The 17,739-nt window shown below is 34.4% G+C and carries 21 protein-coding genes and 1 pseudogene; 14 read left to right on the top strand and 8 right to left on the bottom strand.

All coding sequences use genetic code 11. From position 1 onward, the window contains the following. Positions 1–131 precede the first annotated feature (131 nt). Entirely contained in the window at positions 132–1,883 is a 1,752-nt protein-coding gene (gene dhaK, locus DPQ31_RS05105; protein WP_208731637.1) for a dihydroxyacetone kinase subunit DhaK, read from the top strand. A gap of 74 nt (positions 1,884–1,957) precedes the next feature. Here dhaK and DPQ31_RS05110 read toward each other — a convergent pair whose 3' ends face one another. Continuing rightward, positions 1,958–2,599: an FMN-dependent NADH-azoreductase gene (locus DPQ31_RS05110; RefSeq protein WP_097958771.1), complete on the bottom strand. Its 642-nt coding sequence runs from the start codon at positions 2,597–2,599 to the stop codon at positions 1,958–1,960. A gap of 210 nt (positions 2,600–2,809) precedes the next feature. Between DPQ31_RS05110 and DPQ31_RS05115 the strand changes: the two genes are divergently transcribed. Continuing rightward, positions 2,810–3,322: an RrF2 family transcriptional regulator gene (locus DPQ31_RS05115; RefSeq protein WP_001200345.1), complete on the top strand. Its 513-nt coding sequence runs from the start codon at positions 2,810–2,812 to the stop codon at positions 3,320–3,322. 100 nt (positions 3,323–3,422) lie between these two features. Here DPQ31_RS05115 and DPQ31_RS05120 read toward each other — a convergent pair whose 3' ends face one another. Together DPQ31_RS05120 and DPQ31_RS05125 are read right to left on the bottom strand one after the other, a co-directional pair. Further along, a complete protein-coding gene (locus DPQ31_RS05120; RefSeq protein WP_000912146.1) occupies positions 3,423–3,746 on the bottom strand; it encodes a PepSY domain-containing protein in 324 nt (107 codons plus the stop codon). A gap of 20 nt (positions 3,747–3,766) precedes the next feature. Beyond that, complete coding sequence (locus DPQ31_RS05125) at positions 3,767–4,237, bottom strand: hypothetical protein (RefSeq protein ID WP_208731638.1); 471 nt, start codon at positions 4,235–4,237, stop codon at positions 3,767–3,769. A gap of 174 nt (positions 4,238–4,411) precedes the next feature. On the opposite strand from DPQ31_RS05125, the gene DPQ31_RS05130 reads away from it, so the two are divergent. Together DPQ31_RS05130 and DPQ31_RS05135 are read left to right on the top strand one after the other, a co-directional pair. After that, positions 4,412–5,086, top strand: a complete 675-nt coding sequence (locus tag DPQ31_RS05130) for a response regulator transcription factor (protein WP_208731639.1) — start codon at positions 4,412–4,414, stop codon at positions 5,084–5,086. Then, positions 5,083–6,456 carry a sensor histidine kinase gene (locus DPQ31_RS05135; protein WP_097958775.1) on the top strand — a complete coding sequence of 458 codons (1,374 nt, stop codon included), beginning with the start codon at positions 5,083–5,085 and terminating at the stop codon, positions 6,454–6,456. The genes DPQ31_RS05130 and DPQ31_RS05135 overlap by 4 nt, the downstream gene beginning before the upstream one ends. A 361-nt stretch (positions 6,457–6,817) precedes the next feature. On the opposite strand, the gene DPQ31_RS05140 is transcribed toward DPQ31_RS05135, so the two are convergent. Both DPQ31_RS05140 and DPQ31_RS05145 read right to left on the bottom strand, forming a co-directional pair. Then, positions 6,818–6,976 carry a hypothetical protein gene (locus DPQ31_RS05140; protein WP_000732343.1) on the bottom strand — a complete coding sequence of 53 codons (159 nt, stop codon included), beginning with the start codon at positions 6,974–6,976 and terminating at the stop codon, positions 6,818–6,820. Continuing rightward, a complete protein-coding gene (locus tag DPQ31_RS05145; protein ID WP_208731640.1) occupies positions 6,976–8,070 on the bottom strand; it encodes a RapH N-terminal domain-containing protein in 1,095 nt (364 codons plus the stop codon). Before DPQ31_RS05145 ends, DPQ31_RS05140 begins: the two co-directional genes overlap by 1 nt. 512 nt (positions 8,071–8,582) lie before the next feature. On the opposite strand from DPQ31_RS05145, the gene DPQ31_RS05150 reads away from it, so the two are divergent. Both DPQ31_RS05150 and DPQ31_RS05155 read left to right on the top strand, forming a co-directional pair. Continuing rightward, positions 8,583–10,967: an immune inhibitor A domain-containing protein gene (locus tag DPQ31_RS05150; RefSeq protein ID WP_085450091.1), complete on the top strand. Its 2,385-nt coding sequence runs from the start codon at positions 8,583–8,585 to the stop codon at positions 10,965–10,967. Positions 10,968–11,394: 427 nt separating this feature from the next. Further along, positions 11,395–11,808: a BtaA family protein gene (locus DPQ31_RS05155; RefSeq protein ID WP_000120220.1), complete on the top strand. Its 414-nt coding sequence runs from the start codon at positions 11,395–11,397 to the stop codon at positions 11,806–11,808. 64 nt (positions 11,809–11,872) lie between these two features. On the opposite strand, the pseudogene DPQ31_RS29105 reads toward DPQ31_RS05155, so the two are convergent. Further along, positions 11,873–12,040, bottom strand: a pseudogene (locus tag DPQ31_RS29105) (YolD-like family protein); the annotation flags it as partial. Positions 12,041–12,111: 71 nt separating this feature from the next. Further along, positions 12,112–12,582 carry a hypothetical protein gene (locus DPQ31_RS05160; protein ID WP_208731641.1) on the bottom strand — a complete coding sequence of 157 codons (471 nt, stop codon included), beginning with the start codon at positions 12,580–12,582 and terminating at the stop codon, positions 12,112–12,114. Positions 12,583–12,795: 213 nt separating this feature from the next. On the opposite strand from DPQ31_RS05160, the gene DPQ31_RS05165 reads away from it, so the two are divergent. From DPQ31_RS05165 to DPQ31_RS05175, 3 genes are all read left to right on the top strand, one after another. Next, a complete protein-coding gene (locus DPQ31_RS05165; protein ID WP_000448810.1) occupies positions 12,796–13,185 on the top strand; it encodes a YflT domain-containing protein in 390 nt (129 codons plus the stop codon). A 50-nt stretch (positions 13,186–13,235) separates the two neighbouring features. After that, positions 13,236–13,436, top strand: coding sequence for a CsbD family protein (locus DPQ31_RS05170; protein WP_000004263.1), 201 nt, complete (start codon positions 13,236–13,238; stop codon positions 13,434–13,436). Between the two features lie 75 nt (positions 13,437–13,511). Next, a complete protein-coding gene (locus DPQ31_RS05175; protein WP_000522903.1) occupies positions 13,512–13,763 on the top strand; it encodes a GlsB/YeaQ/YmgE family stress response membrane protein in 252 nt (83 codons plus the stop codon). Positions 13,764–13,944: 181 nt separating this feature from the next. Here DPQ31_RS05175 and DPQ31_RS05180 read toward each other — a convergent pair whose 3' ends face one another. After that, positions 13,945–14,145, bottom strand: coding sequence for a hypothetical protein (locus tag DPQ31_RS05180; RefSeq protein ID WP_000391008.1), 201 nt, complete (start codon positions 14,143–14,145; stop codon positions 13,945–13,947). Positions 14,146–14,341: 196 nt separating this feature from the next. On the opposite strand from DPQ31_RS05180, the gene rsbV reads away from it, so the two are divergent. The 5 genes from rsbV to DPQ31_RS05205 all read left to right on the top strand — a co-directional run bounded on the left by rsbV (position 14,342) and on the right by DPQ31_RS05205 (position 17,733). Further along, entirely contained in the window at positions 14,342–14,680 is a 339-nt protein-coding gene (gene rsbV, locus DPQ31_RS05185; RefSeq protein WP_002038093.1) for an anti sigma b factor antagonist RsbV, read from the top strand. Between the two features lie 6 nt (positions 14,681–14,686). After that, a complete protein-coding gene (rsbW, locus tag DPQ31_RS05190; protein ID WP_208731642.1) occupies positions 14,687–15,169 on the top strand; it encodes an anti-sigma B factor RsbW in 483 nt (160 codons plus the stop codon). Further along, on the top strand, positions 15,132–15,908 hold the full coding sequence (gene sigB, locus DPQ31_RS05195; protein WP_208731643.1) for an RNA polymerase sigma factor SigB: 777 nt from the start codon (positions 15,132–15,134) through the stop codon (positions 15,906–15,908). The genes rsbW and sigB overlap by 38 nt, the downstream gene beginning before the upstream one ends. A gap of 69 nt (positions 15,909–15,977) precedes the next feature. Beyond that, positions 15,978–16,418 carry a ferritin-like domain-containing protein gene (locus DPQ31_RS05200; RefSeq protein WP_087970780.1) on the top strand — a complete coding sequence of 147 codons (441 nt, stop codon included), beginning with the start codon at positions 15,978–15,980 and terminating at the stop codon, positions 16,416–16,418. Positions 16,419–16,590: 172 nt separating this feature from the next. Beyond that, entirely contained in the window at positions 16,591–17,733 is a 1,143-nt protein-coding gene (locus tag DPQ31_RS05205; protein ID WP_199632591.1) for a fused response regulator/phosphatase, read from the top strand. The last annotated feature ends 6 nt before the right edge of the window (positions 17,734–17,739 follow it).

Here is a 17,739-nt window from a genome sequence, read left to right on the forward strand (position 1 = left end):
TGAGAGCGGTGTCTTTAGACAGATTGTCCATTTTGTCCGTTTACTATAAAACGCTTTCATTTTAACATGGTTAGTAAGAAGAAGATTTCAAATATATCACAATATATTAAAGGAATTGAGGGAGAACTACAATGAAAAAGATTATAAACAAACCAGAAACATTAGTTATGGAAATGTGTAACGGAATGGTTATGGCTCACCCAGAGCTTGAGCTTTTGAAAAAATATAAAGTAATTAAGAAAAAAGAAATGAATGAAAATAAAGTAACGTTAATTAGTGGCGGCGGTAGTGGTCATGAGCCAGCACATGCAGGACTAGTCGGAAAAGGAATGTTAGATGCGGCAGTGTGCGGAGATGTGTTTGCTTCTCCTTCGCAAATTCAGGTATATCAAGCAATTAAAGAGACAGCTAGTAAAAAAGGTACGTTATTAATTATTAAAAACTATAGCGGCGATATTATGAATTTCAAAAACGGTGCGCATTTAGCGACTGAAGATGGAATTGAAGTTGACTACGTAAAAGTTGAAGATGATATTGCAGTAGAAGATAGCCTGTATACAGTAGGACGCCGCGGCGTTGCGGGCGTTATTTTCGTTCATAAAATTGCCGGCGCAGCAGCGGAAGCAGGTATGGATTTAGGAGCGGTGAAAGCAGTCGCAGAAAAAGCAGCGGCAAACGTGCGCACAATCGGTTTAGCGTTAACGTCTTGTACAGTTCCAGCGAGCGGATCACCTACTTTCACACTTGCGGAAGATGAAATGGAATATGGCGTTGGTATTCACGGTGAACCAGGAATTAAACGTGAAAAAACGATGTCAGCTGATGAGTTAGCTAACCGTATGACAAATGATTTAATAAAAGATTTAGGAGTAAAAGATGGCGAGGAAATCGCACTTCTAGTTAACGGCTTTGGCGGAACACCACTGCAAGAACTATACTTATTTAATAACGCAGTTACGAGAGAATTAGCTGCTAGAAACATTAAAATTAATAGAGTATTCGTCGGTAACTATATGACGAGTATTGATATGGCTGGTATGTCTTTAACAGTGATGAAGTTAGATGATGAGCTAAAAACATTACTATCGAAAGAATGTAATACACCAGCGTTTAAAGTAGATGGACCAGTTGAAAGTGTAGAGTACGTGAATGTACTTGAAGAGGCAGAAGAGAAAGAAGTTTCATTTGAAATAGAAACAGCGGAAGAGCACGCTGTGATTAAAGATAATGTCATTACATTAAACAACATGATTTATCTCGTTGATAAAATGAGCGACATTATTATTAAAAATGAAGTACCGTTCTGTGAGTTAGATACACATGCAGGTGACGGCGACTTCGGAATGAGTGTTGCGAAAGGATTTAAGCAATTAAAACGTGAGTGGCATTCTATTGTAGAACAAGAAAATGTAACGATCGGATCATTCCTTGACGGTTGTTCGATGATTATTATGGAACATTGCGGCGGCGCATCTGGTCCAATTTGGGGTGGTGCATTCCGTGCAGCTAGTAAAGCAGCAGGCGAAAAACGTGAACTAACAGTGAAAGAATTCGCTGAAATGCTACAAGCCGCACTTCAAGGCATACAATCTATCGGTGAAAGATCGTTCGGTAGAGGAGCAGTAGTTGGTGACAAAACACTTGTTGACGCACTTGCTCCATGTGTAGACTCTTGGTTAGATAGCGCTTCAAACGAAGTAGACGTGAAAACTGCCTTTGAAAAAGGAGCAGAAGCAGCGGTTAAAGGAGCAGAGTATACGAAAGAAATCGTAGCTCGCATGGGCCGCGCTGGTACAGTTGGCGAAAGAAGTTTAGGATATCCGGATGCAGGTGCACATGCACTTGGGGTTATCTTTACGGAGATTGCGGGTAGTTTGAAATAGGAATGAGAAAATCCCCTCTGCCTTAAGGTGGAGGGGATCTTTATTTATAATCATCATTCTTCCAGTGAAAAATTTTATTTGTTAGCCAATCTAGAAGCTGCTTCTTCAATTTCTTTATACACATTTTGTAATACTTCATTTGGATCTAGTACTGCTGTTCCTTGTGCACGAACGATTTGATAATCTTCAATACCAAAGAAATTAAACATTGCTTTTAAATATTTATGAGAGTATTCCACTTCTGTATACCAATCATCATTTGTATAGATTCCTCCACTTGCTTGTATAACAAGCATTCTTCTTCCATCTTTAAGTAGTCCCACTGATCCAGTTTCAGTATATTTAAATGTTTCACGTGCAATCATGATATTGTCCATGTAATCTTTTAACTTTGATGGAATATTAAAATTGTGCAAAGGTAATACGATAACATACGTATTTGCACTTTTAAATTGTTGTAAAATTTCGGACATACGCTCTGTTACTTTTTGTTCTTCATCAGTTAACTTTTGTCCATTTCCTTGCTTTTCCCATGCACTTAAAACAGTTTTATCTATCATTGGTACTATATCATCGTATAAATTAATTTGTTCAATCGGTTCATTATTAGGAATTAATTCTTTATAAGATACTAAAAAATGGTTAAGAACTTTAATGCTGACTGATGATGTATCATCCACTTTTGGATGTGCGTTTATGATAAGTGTTTTGTTCATTTGTATTTCCCCTTTTTAAAAGTTTTTATGTTTTAATTGTCGACAAAGTTAATCGTCGATTAATTTTGTCTTTAATATAAGCTCTGAAATTATTTTTGTCAAACGAAATACATACTATTCGAAAAGAGCCTTTTTTTATTTGACTAAAATTCTAAATGGTCCTAAGATACAATTTGATAACCCTTAAAATAAAAAGCAGGTGATTTGTATATGCAGTATAGTGTTGGGGTTGAATATGCCTTGCATTGCCTAGTTTATTTAATTAACACTCCTTCCAAGGAAAGTGTCGGAATAAAAGATTTGGCAGAGTTCCAAGGGCTTTCTGAAACATTTCTTTCAAAAGTTTTCGGTAAATTATCTAAAGCTGGCATTGTAAATTCTGTCCCAGGTGTAAAGGGCGGGTATAGGTTAGCTAAGTCTCCAGAAGATGTTTCTTTTTGGGATGTAATAGAAGCTGTCGAAGGTCCAAAACCTATTTTTCAATGTAAAAATATTGTACAGAATGGTCTACTATATCGAGACGAGGCCGAGGCTTGCAATTCTTGTGAACCTAGCAATTCTTCTTGTACAATTAACTTAGTAATGCTTGAAGCAGAAGAACATATGCGTGAGTTTCTTCGTAAAAAGACTCTTGCATGGTTAGATAAAGAACTTGATATTGTTTTACCTGAAAAGATAAGGGTAGATACTCGTGAATACTTCAAACAAAAAAACTCTAACTAAATCGCCATGACGAATTAGTTAGAGTTTTTTTGTTTTTTAACATGAATGCCATCATGTGAGTTCCTAAAAATATGGAATTCACGTTGCTTAATTATATTTTTTAATCTTCGTGATCGATTTCTATTGTGCCTGTTCTAGCACTAATTTTTAAAACATTTAATAGATTATCAGGTGTCTTGATTTCCACTTCATATTCGAATTGAGATTGTGTTAAGTTGTCATCTTCTAATTCAAATTCTTTTTTCACATGAATAATTTCTCCATTTGTTTGTGCTAAAGCAATTTCACGAACTTGTTTTTCTGTGTAGTTGTCATTCTTTTTTGCATAATTGTAACCCATACCAAAATATCCACCAACAATAGCGATACCAATTACTAAAGTAGCAATTACACTTATCATTATTTTCTTTTTATGTTTTAACATTTTCATTCACTCCTTAATGATTAATCATCTATTCCAAATCTTGCTTCAAGTGCATTTTCTGCTTGCTCTAATTGATCTTCAAGTATATCTTGTACTCTTTCTTGTGTTTGATATTGTTCAACAGTTATCGTTCCAGCGCGATAATCTGCTTCTAGCTGATTATCAGATAGATCTATTTTGTCATCTAATTGGTCAATTTCTTTTTTTGCTGCTAAGTACGTATTTAAGTTCTCTTCTTTTGCTCCAACTGGTTTCGTATTATTTGCCTTTTTTACAATAGATGAGACTTCGTTTTTGAAATCTTGTGTTTGCGTAGTATCATTCGTAGCAGGCCCTGTTTTGTTTGGTTCTTGTTGTAGTTGAGCACTTTCTTTTTGTGACGTATCGTTTTCTACTTTCAGTTGTTGTACTTCTGTATCTTTATCAGTTTGAGTAGAACAAGCTGTTAAGAATAAACAAGACATGGCTCCAATTATCATCCAGTTTCTCATTATGTTTGCCTCCCTTTAATTGAGCACCTGATCCTTGCCTTTATATTACTGAACAAACATTAAAGGAAGATTAATGTGCCAAAAAATAAAATGATATAATTAAATCGTTTCTAATCTTTCTTTAATGTTTTGGAACTATAGTGATATATATAATAAGAAAAAAGGAGGATGCTAATGCGAGTTCTTATTGTCGAAGATGAACAAGACTTACAAAATATATTAGTAAAACGATTACATGCAGAATATTATAGTGTCGATGGATGTGGGAATGGAGCAGATGCCTTGGATTATATAAGCATGGCTACTTACGACTTGATTGTGCTTGATATTATGATTCCCCGAATAGATGGGTTACAAGTGTTACAAAGATTACGCGCAGACAATAATACAACTCCTGTCTTGCTTCTTACAGCTAAAGATACAATTGATGATCGCGTAAAAGGACTCGACTTAGGTGCGGATGATTATTTAGTAAAGCCATTTGCTTTTGATGAACTATTAGCAAGAATTCGAGTGTTGATGCGAAGAAAAACAGGGAATACCTCTAATGTGTTTGAAATTGCGGATCTAGTGGTGGATTGCAATATGCATAAAGTAACAAGGGGAGACCAGGTTATTAATCTTTCCAGTAAAGAATTTGCTATTTTAGAATATATGATTCGTAATAAAGAGGTTGTGTTGACACGAGATAAAATTGAGCAACATGTGTGGAATTACGACTATGAAGGTGGCTCAAATATTATTGATGTTTACGTTCGATACCTTCGTAAAAAAATTGATAGCCAGTTTGAAACGAAGTTAATTCATACGGTGCGAGGCACTGGTTACGTATTGCGAGTAGAATCATGAAAAAACTATCAATAAAAATGAAAGTAACCCTGTGGTATACGGGGTTAGTTGTAATTATTATGGCACTCGTGTTAGCTTTTATTTTAACTTCTTCAGATAAAGTTGTGCTTTTTAATATGAAAAATCAATTAAAGAGCACGGTGAAAGATAGCATTGAAGATATTAAATATAAGCATGGACAGTTAAAGATTGACGATGAATTTGAAACTTTAGAAGATGGAGTAAATATACTCATTTATAGTAAGCAAGGTGAGCTACTGGCAGGACATAATCCGGCCGGCTTTAATAAAAAGGGATTGCTTAAATCCGATGAAATACAAATCATTAAAAATGGTAATAAAGAATGGATCGTATATGATTTTCTCTATCATGCGGGCGGGGATGAGCAAGTCTGGGTTCGTGGAATCATGACCATGAATCAATTGTCATCAACGATGAGTACGATTGTTTTGGTAACACTCATTACCTTTCCATTACTTATTCTCATTGCGGCAGTGGGCGGCTATTTTATTACGAAAAGAGCGTTTCGACCTGTGAAACAAATGAGTGATTCAGCGAGTGAAATTGGTGATGGTAAAGACCTTTCGAAGAGGATTAACTTACAAGGTTCATCGAAAGACGAAATGTATCATTTAGCACAAACCTTTGACAAAATGTTTGTGCGGTTGGAGACATCATTTGAAAGTGAAAAACAATTTACATCTGACGCATCTCATGAATTAAGAACACCAACATCTGTTATTATTTCGCAATGCGAATACGCTTTATCGCAGAAGCATAATCCGAAAGAAATGGAAGAATCGTTAGAAGTAATTTTAAGACAATCGCGTAAAATGTCCTCGTTAATCTCGCAACTGTTATTATTAGCAAGAGTTGACCAAGGAAAGCATGATACTTTTCAATTTGAATGTATCAATATGAGTGAATTAACGGAAATCGTTGTAGAAGAACTTTCATTAATGGTTCAAGAAGCTTCGATTGATATAACAACCAATATAGAGGAAGACCTGTTTATGAAAGCAGACCAAACATTGATGATGCGTTTGTTAATGAATTTATTAACGAATGCGATTGCTTATGGTAAAGAGAATGGTAGTGTGAATATACAACTGTGCCGTGATGGAACGAACATAATAGGTAAAGTCTCCGATAATGGCATAGGCATCAGCGAGCAACATATTACGAAAATATGGGAACGCTTCTATCGAGTTGATGCAGCGCGAACATCTTCAAATATTGGAAACACAGGTTTAGGATTGTCGATGGTAAAATGGATTGTCGAACTACACGGAGGAGAAATTACCGTTGAAAGTAAATTAGGGGAAGGCAGTACTTTTACATTTAAACTACCAATTGAAAAACGAGCATAATGTATGCTCGTTTGTAGCTTTAGAATAAAGATGGATTTAAAAGCTCTCTTTAATCTTTATTTAAAAGTAAATGAAAGTAAATCGATTTGGTTATAAATTATGTTTTCAACATGATACAACACATTCCTTTTTAGTATGAAATTGAAACAACAAGAACAGATCGATTAGTCTGTTTCTAACATCATAGATTTATATTTTCGAACGTGTTGCGCAAATGATTTCGGTGCGGAGTTCAAGGTTAAATGGGCTGAAGTTAATAAGTAGTCTGCTATATGTTGTCTATTAATTAGGAAAAGGGCACTCCATTGAGGGAGTGCCCTTTTCTTAATTAATGATGGTAACAGATAAAAAACTCTTTGTATTACCAGGAGTCACCGTGGCTGGATTGCATGTACATAATTGTACTAGATTTAGTCGAATCAACTTGTTTCTTAGAATCTGATTGTGAAGGGAATGCTAATCCAATAGATAGTGCAACTGAAAGTGATAAACCTAAAATCGTTCCAAAAAGTTTTTTCATTATTTTAACGCTCCTTTTTCAAAAGTTTTTTCTTTAGCTTGATGACTAATATAAAAGTATTTACTAGCTTTTACAGTGTCGCTTTCTTCGTAAAACTTGATTGCTAATTTTTCAGTGTATTCTTGTGTGTAAGTATAGAGTTGTTGTGTGTCGAAAAATGAGATAGCTTCCAAAGATAATTCTTCGAGAATAGCAGCTGAAACACCTTTATTTATACAATCTAAAAGTTTGAAATGATATAGGTATTCTTTATTGTCTAGCTTCTCACAAATTGCTAATCCTCGTTCGATTAACTCGGCCGACTGTTCAAGTTCCCCAATCTTTAAATGTTCTCTAGCTTTAAGGAAGATGGCCCTAAAATGCTCTGGATTTTTAGTTGTTACTTCTGATAAGTGTCGAATTGCTAAAGCGGATAAGTTTTGGCTACTATATAAAAAACCTAAATTATTGCGGACTCTTAATATTAGGGAATCCTCATTATTTTTACGTAAAATATCTATTGCAGAATTAAATTTTTCTTCTGCTACAGGGAATTGTTTTATATCAATACATGCTAAACCGTATAAGTTCTCACAAGCGGCAACATTATTTTCATAGCCATTATGTTTAGAGAAGATTTCTTTAGCTTTAGTCACATGTTGAATTCCTAATAGAGGTTGATAGGTATGAAGATAGAAGTTAGCAAAACGATAGCTAAACTCGGCTATTTCAAGATCGTCATGAATATGTTGTAATAGTGTTTCGGCTTTTTCGTAGTATTTCCAGGCTTCATTGTTGTTGGAAATTAGTGTGGCATGAATCCCTTTGAAAAAGTGATAATAATAAGACAACGATTCATTTTTTGGTATATCCAGTGAATCAATTGTCTGGAAGCTTGTGGGTGTGATGCTTAAATGATCGAGCAAAACTTTAAAGCGAAAAGTAAGAAGTGAGTAATGGAATAGTAAATTTGGATCTTCATTAATACTTTTTATGTGTGTATCAATCTCTGTTTTTAAATGTTTTGCTTCTTTTAGGTGCTGGGCACGTATCTCTTGATACCAATTATTTAAAAGTTGTGTGATTATATCTTTTGTTTTTAGATGACTTACCATAATTCTCCCCGCTTTCTACTATATTTATTTGTATATTGATATGTATATACTAGCAAGAAATTAAGTGTGATAGAGTGATAGATAGCAAAAAAACTTTTTCAATAATTTTCTGATAATTTAAAAGGTAATTAGAATATAAATAAGATTCCTTAGATGGTGATCATTTATTTATTGCCAAAAAATAAGTGCATCGAGCAAGTATGACTATTGTACTTAAAACAAATAACAGCCTGTTTGTATGTTGTATTTCCTTAGTATTGTAAATAAGCATTTTACTCCATCGCTATCAATTTGAAAGAACAAGTGATCCCACTTTATGGTTATATGCAAAATTTAAAAAACATAAACAAGCAGAACCTTTGTATTTTGCTATCTTACGTATTTCATCCTGCACAAAAAAATATTTCTCAACATTTTGTCTATTGAAAAAGATTGAATATTCGTATTATAACGAATATTATGTTGTTATCGACAAAAAAACGATAATTTGCAGACACTGGGGAGGAAATGCATTGAAAAAGGATAAGAAGTTAAAACCATTATCAGTTTTAGCAACAGCGGCAGTACTAAGTAGTAGTTTTGCTTTTGGAAGTCATGCAGCGTATGCTGATACGCCATCATCTCTACCGATAGATGAGCATTTAATACCGGAGGAGCGTTTGGCAGAAGCGCTAAAACAACGGGGCGTAATTGATCAATCTGCATCACAAGCGGAGACGTCAAAGGCTGTCGAAAAATATGTTGAGAACAAGAAAGGGGAAAACCCTGGGAAAGAAGTCTTGACAGGAGATAGTCTTACGCAAGAAGCTTCTGATTTTATGAAAAAAGTAAAAGATTCAAAAATGAAGGAAAATGAACAGGCGCAGCAGCCAGAAGTAGGACCAGTAGCTGGACAAGGTGCAGGATTAAATCCAGGGAAATTAAATGGAAAAGTACCTACTACATCAGCGAAGCAAGCTGAGTACAATGGAGCTGTCCGAAAAGATAAAGTACTTGTTTTACTCGTAGAATTTAGCGATTTTAAGCATAACAATATTGATCAAGAGCCAGGATACATGTATTCTAAGGACTTCAATCGTGAACATTATCAAAAAATGTTATTTGGTGATGAACCGTTTACGTTATTTGATGGATCGAAGATTAACACATTTAAACAATATTATGAAGAACAATCTGGTGGTAGCTACACAGTTGATGGAACTGTAACGGAATGGCTTACTGTTCCAGGAAAAGCTTCAGATTATGGTGCGGATGCTGGAACTGGTCATGATAACAAAGGTCCTTTAGGGCCACGTGATTTTGTGAAAGAAGCATTAAAAGCAGCGGTAGCAAAAGGGATCAATTTAGCAGACTATGATCAATTTGATCAATACGATCAAGATGGTGATGGAAATAAAAACGAGCCAGATGGCATTATTGATCATTTAATGGTTGTACATGCTGGTGTTGGTCAAGAAGCTGGTGGCGGTAAATTGAAAGATGATGCAATTTGGTCTCATCGTTCAAAACTTGGGTCAAAACCATATGCGATTGATGGCACAAAATCTTCTGTTTCAAATTGGGGCGGAAAGATGGCTGCATACGATTATACAATCGAGCCTGAAGATGGAGCGGTTGGTGTGTTTGCGCATGAGTATGGTCATGATTTAGGCTTACCAGATGAGTACGATACGAAGTACTCAGGACAAGGTGAACCTGTTGAGTCTTGGTCTATTATGAGTGGCGGTAGCTGGGCTGGAAAAATTGCAGGAACAGAGCCAACAAGTTTCTCACCACAAAATAAAGAGTTTTTCCAAAAGAATATGAAGGGCAATTGGGCGAATATCGTTGAGGTAGATTACGATAAACTTCGCACGGGAGTCGGTGTTGCAACATATTTAGATCAAAGTGTTACAAAATCAAAACGACCAGGAATCGTTCGTGTTAACTTACCGGATAAAGATATTAAAAATATTGAATCGGCATTTGGTAAGAAGTTTTACTACAGCACAAAAGGAAATGACATTCATACAACACTTGAGACACCAGTATTTGACTTAACAAATGCAACGGATGCTAAGTTTGATTATAAGGCATTCTACGAACTGGAAGCGAAGTATGATTTCCTTGACGTATATGCGATTGCAGAAGATGGAACGAAGACACGCATTGATAGAATGGGCGAAAAAGATGTAAAAGGCGGCGTGGATACAACTGATGGTAAGTGGGTTGATAAATCATACGATTTAAGCCAATTCAAAGGGAAAAAAGTAAAACTGCAATTTGAGTATTTAACAGATATTGCAGTAGCTTATAAAGGATTTGCATTAGATAATGCTGCATTAACTGTAAATGGAAAAGTTGTTTTCTCAGATGATGCAGAAGGCCAACCAGCAATGACACTAAAAGGATTTACGGTGTCTAACGGATTTGAACAGAAGAAACATAACTACTATGTAGAGTGGAGAAATTACGCTGGTTCTGACACGGCTTTACAACATGCGCGTGGTCCAGTATTTAATACAGGAATGGTTGTATGGTATGCGGATCAAAGCTTTACAGATAACTGGGTAGGGGTTCATCCAGGTGAAGGATTCTTAGGAGTAGTAGATTCTCATCCAGAGGCAATCGTAGGGACATTAAATGGACAACCGACTGTGAAGAGCAGTACGCGTTATCAAATTGCTGATGCTGCATTCTCATTCGATCAAACACCAGCATGGAGAGTAGATTCGCCAACTCGCGGTATCTTTGACTATAAAGGATTACCAGGTGTTGCGAAATTTGATGATTCTAAGCAGTATATCAACAGCGTGATTCCAGATGCAGGACGTAAGTTGCCGAAACTAGGATTAAAGTTTGAAGTAGTAGGCCAAGCAGAAGACAAGTCTGCAGGTGCAGTTTGGATTCATCGATAAAATAAGGTGAAGTGAAGAGGAGCTGTCTCATAAGTTGGTGAAACCGACTTATGGACAGCTCTTTTTTTATTGTAGAAAAGGGACCTTTTAGGAACTAGTTCATGGACAAGAATGATATAAAATTTATCCCGCTATTTGCCGAGCAGTAAGACCCCCACCTCAAAATTCAGCGGAAGCAAAGAAGTTAGGTGGGGGTCGGGCTGCCCGTAAACGCCCGATTGGTGAAGGCTAATAATCAGTGGGGGATGAACAAAACCCCCACTGATTAAAGTTTCACTTTATTTTCAATACGAGTGAACAAACGTAAACTTAAATATTAGAAAATATAGATGAAATTCCGCTATTATACCTTTCAATAAAATAATAATAGCATTATATATTATAAGGAATGCTTGTCCTTAATTGTAAATGAAAGGGGGAAATTGATATGAGTTATGGCTATGGTTATTCTTCTAAAAAATGTTGTAAAAATTACAATGAAACGTTATCAACGGGTGTATTACGTAGACATTCTGCTACTTTATTTCTTACTGTTGATGCTATGAATGTTGATCCAGATGATACTCATAGAGTAACTGTTGAAATGTTTGATTGGTCATCTGGTTCTCCTGTATTGTTACCATTAGTAGATCCTTCTACACGAACATTAGCACCTAATCAATATGTTACTTTTCGTTCGGCAGCTCTTCCTCCAGGACTTTTTGCTTACGAAGTAAGAATAATTCATCCAAATGATAGAGATGTTGTTACGAATGTTTTTGGTCTTAGTGCAATCGTATTTAATCCACAAGAAGGAAATAATGTTTTACAACATGATTTAGCAAAATTAGACCTTAAATAGATTTTATAAAAGTCTAAATATGGAAATGGTTAAGCAAAGGAAGTAGGATGTAAAGCTACTTCCTTTACTTAACATCAACTATATAAAAAAATTTAGTGTCATCATCGGTACATAGGACAGCACGATTTAGCAAATCAATATTAACGATAGTCATATAATTAAAGAGTAAATAACCGTCTCCATAATATATAATTAATATTTCTTCTTCGGATGATAAGGAGCATAACAATAGTATGTATTTCGTTTGCTTGTATAAAGCAAATTGTATAAAGAGAAGAAGGATCTCCTTAAAGGAGATCCTTCTTACGTTTTATCATTTTTAAAGAAATCTTTCATCATTTTAGAGTGTTTCATGTTTAATGTCACAGCTTCTACTGTACCTTTCTTTTCATCTTTAGCAATCGTAATTTGTTTCTTATTATCAAACCACACAAGAAACTCTTCTTTTGAGTCATCTTTATATGTAACGGTTATAGTAGAATGCACAGATTCTCGCTTTTTTTGATCTAATGTAATTGTTTTCGAGGTTCCATTTTGAACTGCCGAAACGATAGGTTTTATCATTTCTTCATTGTCTGTTTGAGATTTGGAAATAGTATTATTTGTTGTTTTCATTATTTCAATGTCTGTAATATTAGCGGAATTTGATTGAAATGTATTTTGTGTATGTTCTTGCTTAGCCTGCGAAGTTTTATCTGTAGCAGAGGTGTTTGTACAGCCTATTAAAGTGAAAGATAGAGCGGTTAGAGCGCATATAGATATGATTTTTTTCATAGTATCCCTCCTTAAGTTTAATTGTAACAATTTTCAGTTAATTTACATAGTTATTGTAAGGAGAAGATGTTTTAAAGTGGTAAATGATGTTGTTCATTTTCTATTAAAATCAAAATTCACATAACTTTTTTCATATTTTATGTTTAACATTGGGAAAATGGGTGTACTACATATAATATAACAAATAATTCATTTTAAAGGAGGAAGTTAAAGATGGAAACGAAGTATAGTAAACCTTTTGTATATGAATTTATTACGGAGAAAGAGGTCATGAATGCGGCGAATGATCTCGTGAAGAAAGGAATAGACCAAAAAGATATTTACGTATTAACACATGAGAAAGAAAGGACAGATAGAATCGCAGATAATGCAGACGTGAATACAATTGGAATAAAAGAGGAGGGACTTGGGACAAGCATTATTAATGTCTTTCAAAAAACGGGAGATCAGTTAAGAAATAAGATGCAAGAGTTAGGACTTAATGAGGAAGAAGCTAACTTTTATGAAGAAAAGCTGGATGAAGGAAAAATCTTGTTATTCGTTAAGGATTTAGAAAGAGTCGGTGAATGGCTACAAGAAAGAAGATGCACATATTCTCTTTAAATTTGTATCCTTTAAATCTATAAATCTATTACGAAAAGGAGATTGGAAATATGAGTGAGAGCGGGCTAAAAGAACAAATTACGGGTAAAGTTGAAAAGAAAAAGGGACAAGTAAAAGAAGGAATTGGTGAAGTTACAGAAGATAGAGAGTTGAAAAATGAAGGGAAGTGGGAGAAGACCAAGGGAACGATAAAAGAAAAAGTCGGAAAAGTGAAACAAAAGATAAGTGATGGATTGGATAATAAAGAATAATACATGTTTATCAAGCTTTGGTTACATACCAAAGCTTGATAAATCAAATATAAAAACAATATAGGAGGTTTAATTGTGGGACTTATTATTACGTGTATTGTAGGTGGACTTATTGGTGCGTTAGCTGGAATGATTACAGGAAAAGACTTTCCTTTAGGTATAGTTGGTAATGTAATTGCTGGATTAATCGGATCTTGGGTAGGTAGTGCGTTATTTGGTCACTGGGGCCCTGAATGGGGAGGCATTTTTGTTCTTCCAGCGTTATTAGGTGCAATCGTCTTTATTTTAATCGTTACATTCTTCTCTAGAATGCTACGGAAAGCGTAAGTATGATAATGAATAATAATCTTAAGTTTATTATATATAACTATAAAGTTAAAAGAGTGATAAATATACATAAAAAAGCATCCAATTAAAATAATTTGGATGCTTTTTTTATGTAATCTGCATAGGAAAGAGTGGGGGATGAAGAACCCCCACTCTTTGAAATTACACTTTCTATTATGTATTAAACCATCGTTACTTTTTCACAATTATTTATCCTTACGACCTGCCTTGGTTCTATATGAGATAAGTCCTCACTATTACCTATATCAACTACAATTGTATTCGTCAGTATGTTAATAATGGAACCAACTAATTTTGTAGCATGATCGTGTCGATAAGAAAATTGAACGAAATCTCCCTTTTTAAAGTTGTGCTCTTCCATAGATAGATCCCCCTAAAAATAATGTTTATACATTATACATACACAAATTTATAAGGTTTAAACATTTAGTAGTATTTTTTAAGTGTTAAGCCGAGAAAGGTGTAGAAAATTTATTTATAATGAAAATAAAAAATATGTTTAAAATTAATTTTTATGGGTAATTAACATAGTAGTAGTTTGAGATAAGGGGGCGGAAATGATGAATTTGGCAATAAATATTTTGCAAAATGATGTAGGTTATACGGTACAACTTAATGGTGAGATTGATGCATATACGGCATCAGATTTAAAAAATAAGATGATGCCTATTGCAAGCGAAAAAGAAGTTCATATTGTAGTAGATTTTCATAACGTAGATTATATGGATAGTACCGGTTTAGGTGTTTTTATAGCGCTATTAAAAGCAGTTAAGAAAAATGATGGCAAACTAGAGTTTATTGGTGTATCTAAAAGACTAAAAAGATTATTTGATATTACAGGACTAACAGAAATATTAAATTTGAATTCCGATTTTGAAAAAGTAGAAAGAAGGTGACTAGGGATGATGGAGAAATTTGAAAAGATAGAAATGAAAATTCCTGCAAAAGCAGAATATGTGGCTATTATTCGTTTAACGATGGCTGGTGTTGCGAACCGAATGGGCTTTGCTTATGACGATATAGAAGATATGAAAATTGCTATTAGTGAAGCATGTACAAACATTGTACAACATGCATACAAAGAAGATGTTGGAGAAATTACAATTGTCTTTGGTCTATATGAAGATCGATTAGAAATTATGGTTGCTGATAATGGGGTTAGCTTTGATTTTAATAACTTAAAAAGGAAAGTTGGTCCGTATGATATTAGTAAACCAGTAGAACATTTGCCGGAAAATGGTTTAGGTTTATATTTAATCAATACGTTAATGGATGATATACAAATCATGCATGATGAGGGCATGACGGTTTTAATGACAAAATATATACAAAGAGAGCAGGTGGAGAATGATGGAAATCCAATCTCAACCTACGAATCTTACTAAAGACGATGTTATTAAGCTAATTGCAGAATTTCAACAAAACCAATGTGGTGAAGCACAGGAAAGGTTAGTTGAGCATTATAAAAATCTCGTATATTCCATTGCATATCGCTATTCAAAAGGCGGGCCAATGCATGAGGATATTATACAAGTAGGGATGTTAGGGCTCTTAGGCGCAATAAGAAGGTATGATTATTCGATAGGGAATGCTTTTGAGCCGTTTGCAATACCTACGATAGTAGGAGAAATAAAGAAGTATTTACGTGATAAAACTTGGGGCATTCACGTTCCAAGGCGAATTAAAGATTTGGGTGGGAAAATTAAACTTGCGATAGAGGAGTTAACAGATCACCTGCAGCGTTCACCGAAGATTATAGAGATTGCGGATCATTTAGGACTATCCGAAGAGGAAGTGCTAGAAATTATGGATGCGAAAAATAATTATCGAGTATCTTCCTTAGATGATGTAGTTGAAAATTCATCTGATGGAAGTTCGGTAGCGAGAATTGAATCTGTAGGTGAAGTAGAGCAAGGATATGAACAGACAGAAAGGCGTCTCGTTTTAGAGGATATTTTTAACGTATTAAATGAGACAGAAAAGAGTGTTATTCATTATATATTTGGAGAAAATTTAAATCAAAAAGATACAGGGGAACGATTAGGTATTTCACAAATGCACGTTTCTCGTATTAAAAGACAAGCGATAAGTAAATTGAAGCAAGCCGCGTTTTTAGATACATAAAAAATTAAAATAATGATGTTTAAAACATGAGAAAAGGGGTAGTTATTAAGTATAGGAGGAGATATTAAAATGTCACACGATGTGAAAGAACTAATAGAAGGATTGAATGAAGATTTAGCAGGAGAATACTCGGCGATTATTATGTATAACCATAATGCTGCTACAGTTTCTGGTATATATAGACAAGTGTTAAAACCTTTCTTTGAATCTGAAATTAGCGATGAACAAGGACATGCCCTATATTTAGCGGAAAAAATTAAGACGCTAGGTGGTACACCTACTACGATCCCTTTACCAGTGAAACAAGTGGAAGATGTTCGAGAAATGTTAGAATCCGCTAGACAATCAGAATATGAAACAATTAAGCGTTATGAAGCGAGAAAAGAACAGGCAGCGAAATTAAATATGACAGAGTTAGTTGTAAAACTAGAAGATATGATTGCAGATGAAACAAATCATATGGAAGAATTAGATCGTCTTTTAAATGATAAAGCCATGGTGTTAAATTAAAAGTAGAAATTTATAGAGTGAAAGAACAAATTCCTATTTCTAGGGGTTTGTTCTTTTGTTGTATAAATATGTTTGAGTACGAAATTTTCATTTTGTAACTGAGTATGTAATACTAGAAAAATAGAAAATGATAATAGATTTACATTTTAAATAAGAAAAGGGGAAATAACTTGTGTCCATTTTAATTGTTGATGATAATCCGGTTAACATATTTGTAATTGAGAAAATTTTAAAACAAGCCGGATATCATGATCTTGTATCGCTCAATTCTGCACAAGAGCTCTTCGAATACATACAGTTTGGAAAAGATTCTTCCAGGCATAATGAAATTGACTTAATACTATTAGATATTATGATGCCTGAAATTGATGGACTTGAAGTTTGTAGGCGATTACAAAAAGAGGAGAAGTTTAAAGATATCCCTATTATTTTTGTTACAGCTTTAGAGGATGCAAATAAATTAGCCGAAGCTCTTGATATGGGAGCAATGGATTATATTACGAAACCTATAAATAAAGTTGAACTATTAGCGCGTATGCGTGTAGCGTTACGCTTGAAATCGGAATTAAATTGGCATAAAGAACAAGAAGAAAATCTTCGGAATGAACTAGATTTAGCTACACAAGTACAAAGAAACTTATTAAGTAGCCCATTAAGAGAAAATCATATAAAAATTGAAGCAAGTTACTTACCGTCATTCAAACTAGCTGGAGATATGTATTATTGGTATAAAATCGATGAAAATCGCTACGGTATTATATTATTAGATGTCATGGGACATGGTATATCTGCTTCATTAGTTTGTATGTTTATCTCGTCTGTATTACGTGAATCGATTAAATGTTTAATTGATCCAGAACTCGTCATTAAAGACTTAAATAAATATATGACTCTTTTACATAATGACAATGACAATATCCCATATTATTTTACAGCGATATATTTAGTAGTGGATACAGAAAAGAGAACAATTGAATATGTAAATGCAGGACATCCTTCTGGATACGTGCTAGTTGATGAAGCGAATGTAGTGGAACTAAATCGCGGGAGTTGTGCGGTAGGATTTTTTGATGAAATAAAAGTTGAAAAGACAGTTATACCTTTTGAGAAGAACGCTCAAATAGTATTATTTACAGATGGTGTTCTTGAAGCAATTGCAAATGATGAATTTGAGTCTGAAGAGAAATTACGTGCTTTTACAGAAAGAAAATGGGGAGATTTAGAAGAAGAGATAGAAGGGTTTTATAAGGAAGAACAGAAGAAAACACAATCAGATGATATGTGTCTCATTATGATAAAAACGAATGCGAAATAAAAAGCG

The sequence above is a fragment of the Bacillus sp. COPE52 genome, from assembly GCF_003355115.1.
Lineage (GTDB): Bacteria > Bacillota > Bacilli > Bacillales > Bacillaceae_G > Bacillus_A > Bacillus_A toyonensis.

Bases quoted from the DNA above. Each gene is read 5' to 3' on its own strand.
- DPQ31_RS05145 (WP_208731640.1), bottom strand. From the start codon at position 8,070: ATGGTAAGTCATCTAAAAACAAAAGATATAATCACACAACTTTTAAAT.
- DPQ31_RS05140 (WP_000732343.1), bottom strand. From the start codon at position 6,976: ATGAAAAAACTTTTTGGAACGATTTTAGGTTTATCACTTTCAGTTGCA.
- DPQ31_RS05200 (WP_087970780.1), top strand. From the start codon at position 15,978: ATGTCACACGATGTGAAAGAACTAATAGAAGGATTGAATGAAGATTTA.
- DPQ31_RS05160 (WP_208731641.1), bottom strand. From the start codon at position 12,582: ATGAAAAAAATCATATCTATATGCGCTCTAACCGCTCTATCTTTCACT.
- DPQ31_RS05165 (WP_000448810.1), top strand. From the start codon at position 12,796: ATGGAAACGAAGTATAGTAAACCTTTTGTATATGAATTTATTACGGAG.
- rsbV (WP_002038093.1), top strand. From the start codon at position 14,342: ATGATGAATTTGGCAATAAATATTTTGCAAAATGATGTAGGTTATACG.
- DPQ31_RS05180 (WP_000391008.1), bottom strand. From the start codon at position 14,145: ATGGAAGAGCACAACTTTAAAAAGGGAGATTTCGTTCAATTTTCTTAT.
- DPQ31_RS05155 (WP_000120220.1), top strand. From the start codon at position 11,395: ATGAGTTATGGCTATGGTTATTCTTCTAAAAAATGTTGTAAAAATTAC.
- rsbW (WP_208731642.1), top strand. From the start codon at position 14,687: ATGATGGAGAAATTTGAAAAGATAGAAATGAAAATTCCTGCAAAAGCA.
- DPQ31_RS05110 (WP_097958771.1), bottom strand. From the start codon at position 2,599: ATGAACAAAACACTTATCATAAACGCACATCCAAAAGTGGATGATACA.
- DPQ31_RS05130 (WP_208731639.1), top strand. From the start codon at position 4,412: ATGCGAGTTCTTATTGTCGAAGATGAACAAGACTTACAAAATATATTA.
- DPQ31_RS05135 (WP_097958775.1), top strand. From the start codon at position 5,083: ATGAAAAAACTATCAATAAAAATGAAAGTAACCCTGTGGTATACGGGG.
- dhaK (WP_208731637.1), top strand. From the start codon at position 132: ATGAAAAAGATTATAAACAAACCAGAAACATTAGTTATGGAAATGTGT.
- DPQ31_RS05170 (WP_000004263.1), top strand. From the start codon at position 13,236: ATGAGTGAGAGCGGGCTAAAAGAACAAATTACGGGTAAAGTTGAAAAG.
- DPQ31_RS05120 (WP_000912146.1), bottom strand. From the start codon at position 3,746: ATGTTAAAACATAAAAAGAAAATAATGATAAGTGTAATTGCTACTTTA.
- DPQ31_RS05115 (WP_001200345.1), top strand. From the start codon at position 2,810: ATGCAGTATAGTGTTGGGGTTGAATATGCCTTGCATTGCCTAGTTTAT.
- sigB (WP_208731643.1), top strand. From the start codon at position 15,132: ATGATGGAAATCCAATCTCAACCTACGAATCTTACTAAAGACGATGTT.
- DPQ31_RS05125 (WP_208731638.1), bottom strand. From the start codon at position 4,237: ATGAGAAACTGGATGATAATTGGAGCCATGTCTTGTTTATTCTTAACA.